The organism is Priestia sp. YIM B13552, assembly GCF_042787775.1.
GTDB classification, from domain to species: domain Bacteria; phylum Bacillota; class Bacilli; order Bacillales; family Bacillaceae_H; genus Priestia; species Priestia megaterium_E.
The window spans coordinates 1,005,040-1,019,156 of record NZ_JBHZOU010000002.1 but is presented as its reverse complement, the minus strand read 5'-3'; the positions used below and the strand labels follow the sequence as shown (position 1 = coordinate 1,019,156).

The window sequence follows — 14,117 nt, the reverse complement described above, 5'->3', positions numbered from 1 at the left end:
GAATAAAAAAAGAGATGTGGATTTCCACATCTCTTATTTTTTAGCTAATTTTAAAGCTTTTTCCGTATTAGCAAAATGAATTTTAGCTAAGGAGTTCAGCGCATTCACGCCATGTTTCTTAATGATTTTAGCAGCGGCGATATCAACTTGTGCGCCAGCTCCCCGAGGAATAACCATCCCGGTCTTTTCCGTCAGCAAATCCATTTGTTTTAAAAATGCGTATCTGGCAATAATGGAAGCAGCAGCTACAGATAAATGAACGCTTTCTCCTTTTGTGCTGAAAAAGACATTTTCTTTGATAATTTCTTTTTCCTTTACCACGTGTTTATAATAGGTGTTTTTTTCGACAAACTGGTCAATTAAAATGGCATCGGGTTTTTCAGGATCCAATTTTTTTAACACGTTGGATAAAGCTTTGTTATGCAACAGAGCTTTCATTTTACCTTGTGACATGCCTTTTTCTTGAAATGCATTATACTTTTCGTTATGTAAAACAAGCAAACTATAGGGAATAAACGAAACAAGCTGCTTGGCAATTTCAATAATTTTAGCATCCGTTAACTCTTTTGAATCTCGTACTCCTAATTCTTTTAATAAAGGAAGCTGCTCTTTTTGAACATAGGCAGCAACTACGGTCATAGGACCAAAATAATCTCCCGTTCCTACCTCGTCAGAACCGATGACCGATAGTGAGCTGAAGTTTGATGGGAGGTGTGAGACAGGAGCCTTTTTCGCAGCATCTAAAGGACCTCCCCACTTAGCCGCTTCTGTTTCAGCTTCTTTTCCTTGAAAAAGTACTTTTCCAGAGCGGTACGCAGTGATAGAACAGCCTGGAGTTTTAGCTGCAAAAATACTTCCCTGCGGAAGTTTGGGCTGTAGATAGGATGTGTAATGAAGCTTCATTTTAGCCATTTGATCAGCTGATACTTTAATAACAGCATGTGACATAATGCTTCACTCCTTTCGGGGTATTTTAGTTTACTTTATAAGCACTATCCCTTATGATAGCTTAAATATAGATATGTTTCCATTGAAGTCTTCTTCGTGGTATGATAGGGATTAGGATTTTTCGTGGAACGGAGGATTTTCTCGTGTCAAGACAAGATAAAACACGTGCGACAGTTGACATCTTTGGTCAGCAGTACAGCATCGTCGGTAGCGAAAGTACAAGCCATATTCGACTTGTCGCCTCTATAGTGGATGAAAAAATGCGTGAAATCAGTACTAAAAACCCTTCTTTAGATATCAATAAATTAGCAGTATTAACAGCCGTGAATGCTGTACACGAATATATAAAACTGAAAGAAGACTATGAGAGACTTGAACAAAAACTTTATGGAAAAGAGGAATGACTGAGTCAATGCTTAATATCATTTTAATTATATTGCTTCTTTTAGGCTTTGTAACAGGTCTTAAAAGAGGATTTATTTTGCAGCTCATTCATATTGTCAGTTTTGCGGTTTCGTTTATCGTCGCTTATATGTTTAGTGGAGATTTGGCAAGCCGACTTCGCTTGCTGATTCCGTTTCCGGACAATATTCAGCAGCAAAGTGTCGCATCGTTTGTATTTGATTCTGGAACGATAGAAGACGCTTTTTATCGAATGATTGCATTTGCGATTTTATTTTTTGCTACTCACATTGTACTTCGCCTTGCAGGCTCTGTTTTAACGGCTTTAACCGAACTGCCAATTCTGCGCCAGTTAAATAAATGGGGCGGAGGTGCACTTGGATTCGTTGAAGTGTATATCATCGTTTTTATTTTGTTATACATTGGAGCCGTGATTCCTGTAAGTGAAATTCAAACGCCAATTCAACAGTCTTCAATTGCAATCAATATCGTACAAAATACTCCATACTTATCGTCTGCGATTCAAGATTTGTGGACTCAGTATGGTGTAATGTAATGAAATTACAATAGCTTGTTGAGAGGGTGTGTCGAAAGTGTCATAATACTTTTGAGATACCCTCTTTTTTTATCGCAGTCTGACCTGCGGTTTTCATGAGGATAAAAATATGTCTAGATGAAAATTTGGGAGAGTACATATGTCACTCATCATGTTTTTGAAAGTTTCGTTATTATGATAATAGGCTGGTGAAAAGAGATGAATAAAAAGGATATTATTAAATTGTTAGAAACAATTGCTACATATATGGAATTAAAGGGAGATAACCCTTTTAAAATTTCCGCTTTTCGAAAAGCAGCTGCAGCGCTAGAAACGGACGAAAGAACGCTGACAGAGATTGAGGATTTTACCAAGCTCCAAGGGATTGGAAAAGGAACGGCTGCAGTCATTACAGAGTATATGGAAACAAATGAGTCAAGCGTATTAGAAGAACTAAAGCAAGAAGTTCCTGAAGGACTTATTCCTTTGCTTAAGCTGCCGGGGCTTGGAGGTAAAAAAATCGCTAAATTATATAAAGAGCTAGATATTCGAGATATGGAATCACTGCATCAGGCCTGTATGGAAGATCGAGTGCAGGGACTAAGCGGTTTTGGTAAAAAGACGGAAGAAAAAATTATCGCTGCCATTGAAGAGTTTGGGAAGCGTCCTGATCGTTTGCCTCTTGCTTTTATGCTTCCAATAGCGGAAGAAATTTTAGAAGCCCTTAAACAGATGCATAGCATTGAGCGTTTTTCTCAAGCAGGGAGCATTCGCCGCATGAGGGAGACCGTAAAAGATCTTGATTTTATTATTTCAACAGCTGAGCCTCATGCTGTCCGTGAACAGCTAGTATCGCTGCCAAATGTGAAGGATATCATTGCAAATGGAGATACAAAAGTATCGGTAACGTTAGCCTATGAGTACGATGTGTCTGTGGATTTTCGTCTTGTAGAAGATAAAGCGTTTGCCACAACGCTTCACCATTTTACAGGATCAAAAGATCATAATGTGCGTATGCGTCAATTAGCAAAAGAACGCGGTGAAAAAATTAGCGAGTATGGCGTTGAAAATGCGGAGACAGGCGAAGTTATGACTTTTGAGTCTGAACAAGCATTCTATGAACATTTTGGCCTGTCTTTTATTCCGCCTGAACTTCGTGAAGATGGAACGGAAGTAGATGCATTTATAAAGCCTCAAACCCTTGTGACCTACGGTGCCGTAAAAGGTGATTTGCATATGCACTCCACGTGGAGCGACGGGGCGTATTCGATTGAAGAAATGGCGGAAGCATGTCGCGCGCGAGGCTATGAGTACATGGCGATTACAGACCATTCTCAGTATTTAAAAGTAGCTAACGGTCTAACGCCTGAACGCATTCGTAAACAGCGTGAAGAAATTAATCGTTTAAACGCACAGTTCGATGATTTTACAATACTAGCAGGAATTGAAATGGATATTTTGCCTGATGCAACACTTGATTATGATGATGAAATGCTAGCTGAGCTAGATTTTGTTATTGCGTCCATTCACTCTAGTTTTTCGCAATCACGCGAAGAAATTATGAATCGCTTAAAGCAAGCGTTAAACAATGTTCATGTAGATTTAATCGCTCATCCGACGGGTCGTTTGATTGGTCGCCGCAACGGATATGATGTAGATATTGATATGCTAATTGAATTAGCTAAAGAAACAAAAACGGCTCTTGAACTAAACGCGAATCCAAACCGTTTAGATTTAGCCGCTGAACACATAAAAAAAGCCCAAGAGGCAGGAGTTAAAATTGCTATTAATACAGATGCTCACAATCTAGACATGCTAGAGCATATGGAAATTGGAATATCTACGGGAATTAAAGGCTGGCTTAAACCAGAAACGGTATTAAATACGTATAGTCTCAAAGAATTAACCGCCTTTTTAAATCGACATAAATAAGCAACAGGAGGAATCAGTTTTGCAATCACGTATTTTTCATGTACTAGAGTTTAATAAAGTTAAGGAACAGCTTCAGAAAAAAGTAGCTTCTTCTTTAGGCCGAGAAAAAGTAGCGAATTTGATTCCCTCGACTCAGTATGAAGAAGTAGTCAAATGGCAGGAAGCAACAGATGAAGCGACAACCGTGCTGCGATTGCGTGGCAACGTACCGCTAGGGGGCATTTTTGACGTTCGACCTAGCGTGAAGCGTGCTGAAATTGGGGGAACGCTAAGCTCTAATGAACTTCTTGATGTAGCAAGCACTATTTATGCTGCAAGACAAGTCAAGCAATTTATCGAGCAAGTAGTGGAAGACGAAGATTTACAGCTTCCAATTATAACTGAACATATCGAAAAACTAATGCCTCTTCCTGAGGTAGAACAAACAATTAAAATGAGTATTGATGAGAATGGCACAGTGCTGGACGGTGCAAGCGACCAGCTAAGAGGCATTCGTCAAAAACTTCGCTCAACGGAGTCTCGTATTCGCGAAAAGCTAGAGAGCCTTATTCGCTCCTCGTCTGCTCAAAAAATGTTGTCAGATGCAATTGTTACCATTCGAAACGAACGTTTCGTTATTCCTGTTAAGCAAGAATATCGCAGTGCGTATGGAGGCATTGTGCACGATCAGTCTTCATCCGGAGCAACTTTATTTATTGAGCCTCAGGCGATTGTGACGTTAAACAATGAGCTTCAAGAAGCAAAGGTAAAAGAAAAACAAGAAATTGAGCGTATTCTCATTGCTTTAACCGTTCAGGTAGCGGAAGTGGCAAATGAACTCCGTCAAAACGTGTATCTGTTAGGTGAGCTGGACTTCATGTTTGCTAAAGGACGCTATAGCCATGAGCTAAAAGCTTCAAAACCTAAAATGAACGACCGAGGCTATATTAAGTTAGTGAAGGCAAAACATCCTCTTATTGCACAGGAAGACGTCGTTGCGAATGATATTGAGCTAGGTGATCAATATACGTCTATCGTTATTACAGGACCAAATACCGGCGGTAAAACCGTAACGTTAAAAACACTTGGATTATTTACGTTAATGGCTCAAGCGGGTTTGCAGATTCCTGCGCTGGATGGATCGGAAATGGCTGTGTTTAAGCACGTATTTGCTGATATTGGAGATGAGCAGTCGATTGAACAAAGTTTGAGTACCTTTTCATCTCATATGGTCAACATTGTAGATATTTTACAAAAAGTAGATCACGAAAGTCTGGTCTTGTTCGATGAATTGGGAGCAGGAACGGATCCTCAAGAAGGTGCAGCGCTTGCGATTTCGATTTTAGATCAAGTATATGAAAAAGGAGCTCGCGTAGTTGCGACTACTCACTATCCTGAATTAAAGGCGTACGGCTATAACCGTGAAGGAGTGGTCAATGCTAGCGTAGAGTTTGATATTGAAACATTGAGCCCTACTTACAAGCTGCTGATTGGTGTACCGGGTCGAAGCAATGCTTTTGAGATTTCAAAACGTTTAGGTTTAAGTGCTGAAGTAATTGAACGTGCCAAAGGCTATATTGGCTCAGAAACAAATAAAGTAGAAAATATGATTGCCTCTCTTGAAGATAGCCGCCGTCAATCTGAACACGAGCTAGAAGAAGCTGAAGAGCTAAGAAAAGAGGCTCAGAAGCTTCATAAAGAATTACAGAGTCAGATTATTGAGTTTAATGAAAAACGAGATAAGCTGTACGAAAAAGCTGAAGAAAAAGCTCAAGCCACAGTTAAAGCAGCATCTGAAGAAGCAGAGAAAATCATTAGCGATTTGCGTAAAATGAGTCAAAAAAATCATGCGCTTGTAAAAGAGCATGAATTGATTGAAGCGCGTAAACGTCTAGAAGATGCAGTTCCAACTCTTGAAAAAAGTAAAAAGAAACCGGCTGCGCCGAAAAAACAAGAGCGCACTCTTCAAGCTGGAGATGAAGTGAAAGTCTTAAGCTGGGGACAAAAAGGAACGCTTGTAGAACGAGTAAGCAATAATGAATGGCAAGTACAAATGGGGATCATGAAAATGAAGGTGAAAGAAAAAGATCTCGAATATATCAGTTCTCCAAAACCTGTAGAAACCAAGCCGCTTGCTACGGTAAAGGGAAAAGATTATCATGTAAATCTAGAATTGGATTTAAGAGGAGAGCGCTATGAAAATGCGCTGATTCGAGTTGAAAAATATATTGATGATGCTTTGTTAGCCAACTATCCGCGCGTTTCGATTATCCACGGTAAAGGAACTGGAGCTCTTCGTAAAGGCGTACAGGAATATTTGAAAAATCATCGTTCTGTTAAAAATATTCGTTTCGGAGAGGCTTCTGAAGGAGGTTCTGGCGTTACGGTTGTGGAATTTAAATAAAAGAACGCTGAAATAAAGGTGTCAGTCGATGCGCTGAACAAGCATATATGAAGATAGAAAATCCGACATGGCTCATGGACTATGCTGGGTTTTTTATCTCTTTTAAGAACGATACAAGTAAAGGAAAGAGACCTGTCAGTTCATTACGTAGAGCGTAATATAAATTAGGAGTGATGCAAAAATGAGGGATTTTTGGAAAGACCCGTATATTGAATCCGCCGCTTATTACAGCGTGGTTGTCTTGAGCATTGTCGTCTTTCTTGTTGTGTTTGAGCTCGTTACTAAGTATAAGAATTGGGAAGAGATTCAAAAAGGAAATATGGCTGTTGCGATGGCAACAGGTGGGAAAATATTTGGATTAGCTAATATTTTTCGCTATTCGATTGAGCATAACGACAATTTGTTAAGAATGCTCGGATGGGGAATATATGGGTTCGTTCTTTTACTAGTCAGCTATTTTATTTTCGAATTTTTGACGCCAAAATTTCGAATCGATGATGAAATTGAACAAGATAACAGAGCCGTTGGGTTTATTTCACTTGTTATTTCAATCGGTATGTCCTATGTAATAGGAGCAGGGATAGGATAGGAGAGAGTGATGGAGAAGTTAGCGAAAATTTTACTCGTTTTATGCGGAGTGTTTATGCTTATTGGTCTTATCTATTTATCTATATAGCTTTTCCTAACATTATGATGACAGCAAAAAAGCTGACCTTAAAGCAGGTCAGCTTTTTTAATGATTACTTCCATACGTCTTCAGCAATTGAAATCACGTGCTTTACTTTATCCCACTGCTGCTCTTCAGTAAGTAAATTTCCTTCTTCTGTAGAAGCAAATCCGCACTGGGGACTTAAACAAATTTGATCAAGAGAAACAAATTCTGCCGCTTTAGCAATTCGTTTTTTCACTGCTTCAGGATCTTCTAAATCTCCAAATTTTGATGTGATAAGACCAAGGACAATCTGAAGATCATCTCGCTTTACATGTCGAAGAGGTTCGAATCCTCCTGAGCGTTCATCATCAAATTCTAAAAATAGTCCATCTACGTTTAACTGACTGAAAATAGCTTTTGACGCATTTTCATATCCGCCGCTTGCTGTATAAGTAGACTGGAAATTCCCTCTGCAAATATGCATTGTAATGACCATATCACCTGGCTTATGCGCAATGGATTCATTGATCGCATCCGTAAAACGTTTCAGTAATTCTTGGGGCGTGAAACCTTTTGAAGCGATTTGTTCTTGTCCTTTTTCTGAGAAAAAGACTGCCCACGCAGTATCATCTAACTGTAAATAGCGGCATCCGGCATCATAAAATGCTTGAATGGCTTTTTGATATGTTTTAACTAAATCAGCAAAAAATACATCCGTATCCGAATAAGCAGACTCTTCAATATGACCTCTGAAAAACAGCATATTGGGACTTGGAATGGTGAACTTAGCTACGTGTTCTTTTCCAGCAGCTTGATGAAGAAATTTATAATCTTCAATCATAGGGTGGTGATTAAAATCTAGTTTTCCAGTCACTTTTATACCGTGAGCTTTTGTTTGGACCCCGTGAAACTGAATTCCTGAGTCTGCTTCGTAAAGTTCTACGCCAACAAGCTCTGACAGAAAATCAAAGTGCCACCACGCACGGCGAAACTCACCGTCTGTGACGGCTTTTAATCCAATTTGCTTTTGCTTTTCTACGAGCTTACGAATTTCTTCATCTTCAATTGCTCGAAGCTGTTTATTTGTCATTTCCCCGTTTTCCACTTGTAATCGTGCTTGCTTGATACGCTCAGGACGCAAAAAGCTTCCAACGTGATCTGCTTTAAACGGTCCTTTAGTCAATGTTGTTGTCAATTCATACAGCTCCTTAAAAAAAATCTAATTTTTATTATATACAAAAAATTCGGATAATGTACAGGGGTAAATCCAATTTTTATTTATTACGCTGCAGGATGAAAGAGTGATTAGGTAGGAAAGAGAACATTCAATAACGATTGCATCTAAAAAAAGAATGAACTATAATTTTAATTAGAAAATTCTAATTTTTTATTTTTTTTGAGGGAGAGGATACGTGTGGAATCCACCGAAAAGATATGGCTTTCTCAATATCCAGATGAAATACCTGCTAGGCTTCATTATGAACAAAAAAATTTAGCACAGCTTTTTGAAGAGGCAGTTCAAAAGGATCCTAAAAAAAGCGCAATCTATTTTCTAGGGAAAAAAATGACGTTTTCCCAGCTGCATCAAGATTCTCTAAAGCTGTCATCTTACCTTATTGAACTGGGATTAAAAAGAGGGGATAGAGTAGCCATTATGCTTCCAAATTGCCCTCAAGCAGTCATTTCCTTTTATGCGGTTCTTCTTGCCGGAGGAGTAGTCGTTCAAACAAATCCTTTGTATACGGAAAGAGAGTTAGAGTATCAGCTTAATGATTCAGAAGCGGCCATGATTATTGCACTCGATTTGCTATATCCGCGTGTAGTAAAAATGAAAGCGTTAACAAAAGTAAAGCACGTAGTCATCACCTCTATTCAAGATTATCTCCCATTTCCCAAAAACATAATGTATCCATTTATTCAGCGCAAGCAGCAGAAGATAAGCGTGGATGTGAGTCATACGGAGACTACTCATTTATTTAAACGTATTATAAATGAATCCTCTCCAGCAGTATGTAACGCTGAGGGAATTTCAGACGAAGATATCGCGATTTTACAATATACCGGGGGAACAACAGGTTTTCCAAAAGGAGTCATGCTTACTCATAAAAACTTGGTAGCCAATGCAACGATGTGTGCACATTGGTTATACCGCTGCAAGCACGGAGAAGAAAAAGTGCTTGGAATTATCCCATTTTTTCATGTGTATGGTTTAACAACAGTTCTTGTTCTATCGGTTTTGCAAAATTATGAGATGGTTCTTCTGCCTAAATTTGATGCAAAAACGACGCTCAAAACCATTCATAAGCAGCAGCCTACTTTATTTCCAGGTGCTCCGACAATTTACATCGCATTATTAAATCATCCTGATTTAGCAAAATACAACCTATCTTCCATTGATTCATGTATGAGCGGTTCGGCTCCCCTTCCTGTAGAAGTGCAGGAGCAGTTTGAAAAGATCACCGGAGGTAAACTGGTAGAAGGATATGGATTAACAGAAACCTCTCCTGTGACTCATGCTAATTTTCTTTGGGAAGAGAGAATACCAGGAAGCATTGGAGTACCTTGGCCAGACACGGATGCCAAAATTCTCTCGTTTGAAACAGGTAAAGAAGCTGCTGTAAGCGAAGTAGGAGAAATTGCGGTTAAAGGTCCTCAGGTCATGAAAGGATATTGGAAGCAGCCTGAAGAAACGGAGGCTGTTATGCGAGACGGATGGTTGCTAACAGGTGATGTTGGCTATATGGATGATAAAGGTTATTTTTATGTAGTAGACCGAAAGAAAGATATTATTATTGCCGGGGGATATAATATCTATCCTCGAGAAGTTGAAGAAGTATTATATGAGCATGAAAAAATTCAAGAAGCTGTAGTAGTAGGTGTTCCTGACCCATATAGAGGAGAAACGGTGAAGGCTTACATTGTATTAAAAAATGGTGTAAGATGTACTGAAGAAGAGCTAAATGAGTTTTCCAGAAAGTATTTAGCTGCTTATAAAGTTCCGCGCCTTTATGAATTTCGAAATGAGCTTCCCAAAACAGCGGTCGGTAAGATTCTGCGACGAGCGCTGATTGATGAAGAAAATGAAAAGCATAAAAAGGCGACGTAATCGATCGTCGCCTTTGATTTTTTTACTGAAACATAATTGACAGATACTTGCGGTTTCTTTATTATAAAGATATGAATGAATAATCATTCATATTTTAAAGGAGCGTATAAGATTGAGAAGAAATAAGCCAAAGTATAAACAGATTATCGATGCAGCTGTAGTAGTAATAGCAGAAAACGGATACCACAATGCTCAGGTGTCTAAAATTGCTAAGCAGGCTGGAGTTGCAGACGGTACGATATATTTATATTTTAAAAACAAAGAAGATGTCTTAATTTCCTTGTTTCAAGAGAAGATGGGACAATTTGTAGAAAAAATTTATGAAGAACTGGCGGGAATTGAAACCGCGGCAGAAAAACTTCATGTGTTAATTGACAAACATTTTTCGTTTCTAGCAGAGGATCATCATTTAGCTACAGTGACACAGCTCGAACTGCGTCAATCGAACAAAGATTTAAGATTGAAAATTAACGATGTATTAAAAGATTATCTGACTCTCATTGATTCTATTTTGCAGACAGGAATTGAAACGGGTGAGTTTTCTGAAAATATAGATATTCGTCTTGCGCGACAGATGATTTTTGGAACGATTGATGAAACTGTCACAACATGGGTAATGAACGATCATCGATATGGTCTAATAGAATCGGTAGATAAAGTCCATTCCCTGCTGTTAAACGGCTGCAGCGGCTCATAATCGTAAGTGAGCCTGCTGCTCCCCTGCGAGGGGAAAAAGCGCAAGGTAATGAAAATAGAAAGAAAGGGTGGCGTAAACAAATGGAGATTATCCAGGTTGAAACTGTTGATGCAATAAGCTTCATTACGTTAAATAGACAACCTGCTAACGCTTTGTCTCAAGATTTATTAAAAGATCTTTCAAGTGTTTTGAAACATTTGGAAGATAGTAAAGAGACAAGGGTTATCGTTATTAAAGGTGAAGGGAAATTCTTTTGTGCCGGAGCTGATATAAAAGAATTCACATCGCTTCAGCAGGAAAAAGAATACGAGAAGCTTGCTGTTAACGGTCAAGAGCTCTTTGAGTATATTGAAAATTACCCAAAACCAGTGATTGCAGCTATTCATGGAGCTGCTTTAGGCGGAGGGTTGGAGCTTGCTATGAGCTGCCATATCCGTTTGGTAACGGAAAACGCTAAGCTGGGCTTGCCTGAGCTGCAGTTAGGAATTATACCAGGGTTTGGAGGAACTCAGCGATTGCCTCGTTATGTAGGAGTTCATAAGGCTTGTGAGATGATGCTGACCAGTGATCCAATATCCGGAAGCGAGGCAGTGGAGTTAGGATTGGCAAATGCAGCTTTTGAAGAAAGTCAGCTTATCAATGAAACATTTTTACTTGCTAGAAAAATTGCCAAAAAAAGCCCGATTTCTGTTAAAGCTACCTTGCAGCTGCTTCAGCATGTAAAAACAGATGCTTACTACAGCGGCATTAAAAAAGAAGCGCAGTTTTTTGGAAGCGTATTCAAAAGCCGGGATGCTCAAGAAGGCGTAGCCGCTTTTATTGAAAAGCGCCAGCCTAAATTTTTAGGAAAATAAGCTTAGGAGGGGAATTGAATGAATATTTACGTGTTAGTGAAAAGAACATTCGATACAGAGGAGAAACTTTCATTAAAAAATGGTCAAATTGTTGAAGATGGGGCTGAATTTATTATTAATCCTTACGATGAGTATGCAGTTGAAGAAGCTATTCAGCTAAAGGAAAAGCATGGCGGGGAGATTACGGTCGTGAGTGTAGGAGGGGAAGAATCAGAAAAAGAACTCCGAACAGCTTTGGCTATGGGAGCAGATAAAGCGGTTTTAATCAATACGGAAGATGACATAGAAGATGGCGATCAGTACACGACTTCTAGGCTGCTGGCACATTACTTAAAAGAACAATCTCCTGACTTGATTTTGGCAGGAAACGTAGCGATTGACGGAGGTTCGGGCCAAGTGGGACCGCGCGTAGCAGAACAGTTAGAAATCCCTTATATTACGACGATTACAAAATTGGATATCGAAGGTGAAAAAGTGACTGTTGTACGCGATGTGGAAGGTGATTCTGAGGTTATCGAAACGTCGCTTCCTCTTTTAGTAACAGCTCAGCAGGGACTTAACGAACCTCGCTATCCATCTCTTCCAGGGATTATGAAAGCGAAGAAGAAACCGTTGGTTGAAGTGGAATTGGATGATTTAGATTTAGATGAAGATGATGTAGAAGCAAAAACAAAGACTATTGAAATTTATTTGCCTCCGAAAAAAGACGCAGGACGCGTATTACAAGGAGATATAAAAGATCAAGTGACAGAACTGGTCAATTTACTGCATAAGGAAGCAAAAGTCATTTAATAAGTCAAAAGTCAAAACAATGGGGGTATTGCAATGGGACGCAAAGTGTTAGTTCTAGGAGAAGCACGTGATGGGGGATTACGAAACGTATCGTTTGAAGCGATTTCCGCAGCGTCTACTGTAGCTGACGGTGGAGAAATTGTTGCAGCGTTAGTAGGAAAGAACGTAAAAGCTTTAAGTGAAGAGCTTATTGCGTACGGAGCGAATAAAGTTGTTGTGACGGAGCATGAAGATTTAGCTGCTTATACATCGGATGGCTACGCTCAGGCGTTATTAGCCATCATTGAAAGTGAACAGCCTGAAGCTATCGTATTTGGCCATACGGCTCTTGGCAAAGACCTAGCGCCAAAACTGGCAGCTCGCTTAGACAAAGGACTTATTTCCGATGTGACGGATGTAGAAGTTGGAGGGGATCAAGTAGTCTTCACCCGCCCAATTTATTCTGGTAAAGCATTTGAAAAGAAAATCATGACCGATGCTTTTACGTTTGTCACAATTCGTCCAAATAATATTTCACCGCTTGCAAAAGACGACGGACGTACAGGTGATGTAGAGGATTTAAATGTTGAAATCAAAAACCTGCGTACAGTTGTAAAAGAAGTTGTACGTAAAGCAACGCAAGGGGTTGATTTATCCGAAGCAAAAGTCGTGATTGCAGGTGGTCGAGGTGTAAAAAGCACGGAAGGTTTTGGACCTCTCCAAGAACTAGCGGACGTGTTAAATGGAGCTGTTGGGGCGTCTCGCGGAGCATGCGATGCAGATTACTGCGACTATTCTCTTCAGATCGGTCAGACGGGCAAAGTAGTCACACCAGATTTATACATTGCCTGCGGAATCTCAGGAGCCATTCAGCATTTGGCCGGCATGTCAAATTCAAAAATTATTGTTGCTATTAACAAAGATCCTGAGGCTAATATTTTTAAAGTAGCTGATTACGGAATCGTTGGAGATTTATTTGAAGTGGTGCCTCTGCTAACGGAAGAATTTAAAAAGCTGAAAGTACAGTCTGCGTAAGAGGCTGGGACAAAAGTATTTTAGACGAAGTGAAGAACGAACTATTGATCAAGATGTTTGATTAGTGGTTCGTTTTTTTGTTGGGGTAAACTTTATGTGTGTGGGTCTTTCTAGCAGCAGTTGATTTCTGTGCAAGACTCCTGCAGAAAGAGAAGTCTTGCACAGAAATCAACTGCGGTGGCACAAGCGGTTCAGTCTTTGCATACTATTTGTTCACCTTTAGATGGAATTCATTTCGTTATGTCTCAACCTCACGGAAAACGAAATTTTCTACGTATGTTTTTATGTAAATTGTACAAACTAGAGCGAAGAATAAACAGTATAAATGTAAGCAAAAAGTTAGCAAACCTTATTTGAAGGTGATATACTGTGAGTAGAATTTGGATATTGCATATATTTAGGAGGAATTAAAATGGCTATTGCACATGCTACAGATAAAAACTTTACAGATGAAATTAAATCAGGCCTAGTGCTTGTTGACTTTTGGGCACCATGGTGTGGCCCTTGTAAAATGATTGCTCCAGTTCTTGAAGAAATTGATGGTGAACTTAACGATAAAGTTAAAATCGTGAAAGTAGACGTTGATGAAAACCAAGAAACAGCTGGAAAATTTGGTGTTATGAGTATCCCAACTTTAGTATTATTTAAAGATGGAGAGAAAGTTGATCAAGTAGTTGGTTTCCAACCAAAAGAAGCATTAACAGAATTAATTAATAAACACGCGTAAGTCAAAACCTAGCTCAGGCTAGGTTTTTTCTTTTTCTCCACTTTTTCTCTTTTGGGAATACTTTTATTTAGCGAA

Annotated in this window: 13 protein-coding genes; 11 read left to right on the top strand and 2 right to left on the bottom strand. The window is 39.3% G+C overall.

The features are described 5' to 3' along the window. Positions 1-33 precede the first annotated feature (33 nt). The gene (gene rnhC, locus ACFX40_RS11310) at positions 34-948 is read right to left on the bottom strand and encodes a ribonuclease HIII (RefSeq protein ID WP_182003617.1); all 915 of its coding nucleotides are present in this window, start codon (positions 946-948) and stop codon (positions 34-36) included. A 143-nt stretch (positions 949-1,091) separates the two neighbouring features. Here rnhC and zapA point away from each other — a divergent pair, with 143 nt between their 5' ends. From zapA to ACFX40_RS11285, 5 genes are all read left to right on the top strand, one after another. Next, positions 1,092-1,352: a cell division protein ZapA gene (zapA, locus tag ACFX40_RS11305; RefSeq protein WP_013059415.1), complete on the top strand. Its 261-nt coding sequence runs from the start codon at positions 1,092-1,094 to the stop codon at positions 1,350-1,352. Beyond that, entirely contained in the window at positions 1,349-1,906 is a 558-nt protein-coding gene (locus tag ACFX40_RS11300; protein WP_014458067.1) for a CvpA family protein, read from the top strand. Before zapA ends, ACFX40_RS11300 begins: the two co-directional genes overlap by 4 nt. 198 nt (positions 1,907-2,104) lie before the next feature. Further along, the gene (gene polX / locus ACFX40_RS11295; protein ID WP_377254948.1) at positions 2,105-3,817 is read left to right on the top strand and encodes a DNA polymerase/3'-5' exonuclease PolX; all 1,713 of its coding nucleotides are present in this window, start codon (positions 2,105-2,107) and stop codon (positions 3,815-3,817) included. A 19-nt stretch (positions 3,818-3,836) separates the two neighbouring features. Continuing rightward, entirely contained in the window at positions 3,837-6,200 is a 2,364-nt protein-coding gene (locus ACFX40_RS11290; RefSeq protein WP_060745468.1) for an endonuclease MutS2, read from the top strand. Between the two features lie 181 nt (positions 6,201-6,381). After that, complete coding sequence (locus ACFX40_RS11285) at positions 6,382-6,789, top strand: DUF350 domain-containing protein (protein WP_013059411.1); 408 nt, start codon at positions 6,382-6,384, stop codon at positions 6,787-6,789. Positions 6,790-6,940: 151 nt separating this feature from the next. On the opposite strand, the gene ACFX40_RS11280 is transcribed toward ACFX40_RS11285, so the two are convergent. Continuing rightward, positions 6,941-8,047 (bottom strand): 5-methyltetrahydropteroyltriglutamate--homocysteine S-methyltransferase, encoded by a 1,107-nt coding sequence (locus tag ACFX40_RS11280; protein WP_377254945.1) that lies wholly within the window; start codon positions 8,045-8,047, stop codon positions 6,941-6,943. 219 nt (positions 8,048-8,266) lie between these two features. On the opposite strand from ACFX40_RS11280, the gene ACFX40_RS11275 reads away from it, so the two are divergent. The 6 genes from ACFX40_RS11275 to trxA all read left to right on the top strand — a co-directional run bounded on the left by ACFX40_RS11275 (position 8,267) and on the right by trxA (position 14,042). Then, positions 8,267-9,958, top strand: a complete 1,692-nt coding sequence (locus ACFX40_RS11275) for an AMP-binding protein (RefSeq protein ID WP_098433352.1) — start codon at positions 8,267-8,269, stop codon at positions 9,956-9,958. A 112-nt stretch (positions 9,959-10,070) separates the two neighbouring features. Further along, positions 10,071-10,655, top strand: coding sequence for a fatty acid metabolism transcriptional regulator FadR (locus ACFX40_RS11270; RefSeq protein ID WP_013059408.1), 585 nt, complete (start codon positions 10,071-10,073; stop codon positions 10,653-10,655). Positions 10,656-10,735: 80 nt separating this feature from the next. Next, positions 10,736-11,509: an enoyl-CoA hydratase gene (locus ACFX40_RS11265; protein WP_013059407.1), complete on the top strand. Its 774-nt coding sequence runs from the start codon at positions 10,736-10,738 to the stop codon at positions 11,507-11,509. 18 nt (positions 11,510-11,527) lie between these two features. Next, on the top strand, positions 11,528-12,301 hold the full coding sequence (locus tag ACFX40_RS11260) for an electron transfer flavoprotein subunit beta/FixA family protein (RefSeq protein WP_098331521.1): 774 nt from the start codon (positions 11,528-11,530) through the stop codon (positions 12,299-12,301). A 33-nt stretch (positions 12,302-12,334) separates the two neighbouring features. Next, complete coding sequence (locus ACFX40_RS11255; protein WP_028410542.1) at positions 12,335-13,315, top strand: electron transfer flavoprotein subunit alpha/FixB family protein; 981 nt, start codon at positions 12,335-12,337, stop codon at positions 13,313-13,315. A gap of 412 nt (positions 13,316-13,727) precedes the next feature. Next, a complete protein-coding gene (gene trxA / locus ACFX40_RS11250) occupies positions 13,728-14,042 on the top strand; it encodes a thioredoxin (protein ID WP_013059404.1) in 315 nt (104 codons plus the stop codon). The last annotated feature ends 75 nt before the right edge of the window (positions 14,043-14,117 follow it).

Bases quoted from the DNA above. Each gene is read 5' to 3' on its own strand.
- ACFX40_RS11265 (WP_013059407.1), top strand. From the start codon at position 10,736: ATGGAGATTATCCAGGTTGAAACTGTTGATGCAATAAGCTTCATTACG.
- trxA (WP_013059404.1), top strand. From the start codon at position 13,728: ATGGCTATTGCACATGCTACAGATAAAAACTTTACAGATGAAATTAAA.
- polX (WP_377254948.1), top strand. From the start codon at position 2,105: ATGAATAAAAAGGATATTATTAAATTGTTAGAAACAATTGCTACATAT.
- ACFX40_RS11285 (WP_013059411.1), top strand. From the start codon at position 6,382: ATGAGGGATTTTTGGAAAGACCCGTATATTGAATCCGCCGCTTATTAC.
- ACFX40_RS11260 (WP_098331521.1), top strand. From the start codon at position 11,528: ATGAATATTTACGTGTTAGTGAAAAGAACATTCGATACAGAGGAGAAA.
- rnhC (WP_182003617.1), bottom strand. From the start codon at position 948: ATGTCACATGCTGTTATTAAAGTATCAGCTGATCAAATGGCTAAAATG.
- ACFX40_RS11300 (WP_014458067.1), top strand. From the start codon at position 1,349: ATGACTGAGTCAATGCTTAATATCATTTTAATTATATTGCTTCTTTTA.
- ACFX40_RS11255 (WP_028410542.1), top strand. From the start codon at position 12,335: ATGGGACGCAAAGTGTTAGTTCTAGGAGAAGCACGTGATGGGGGATTA.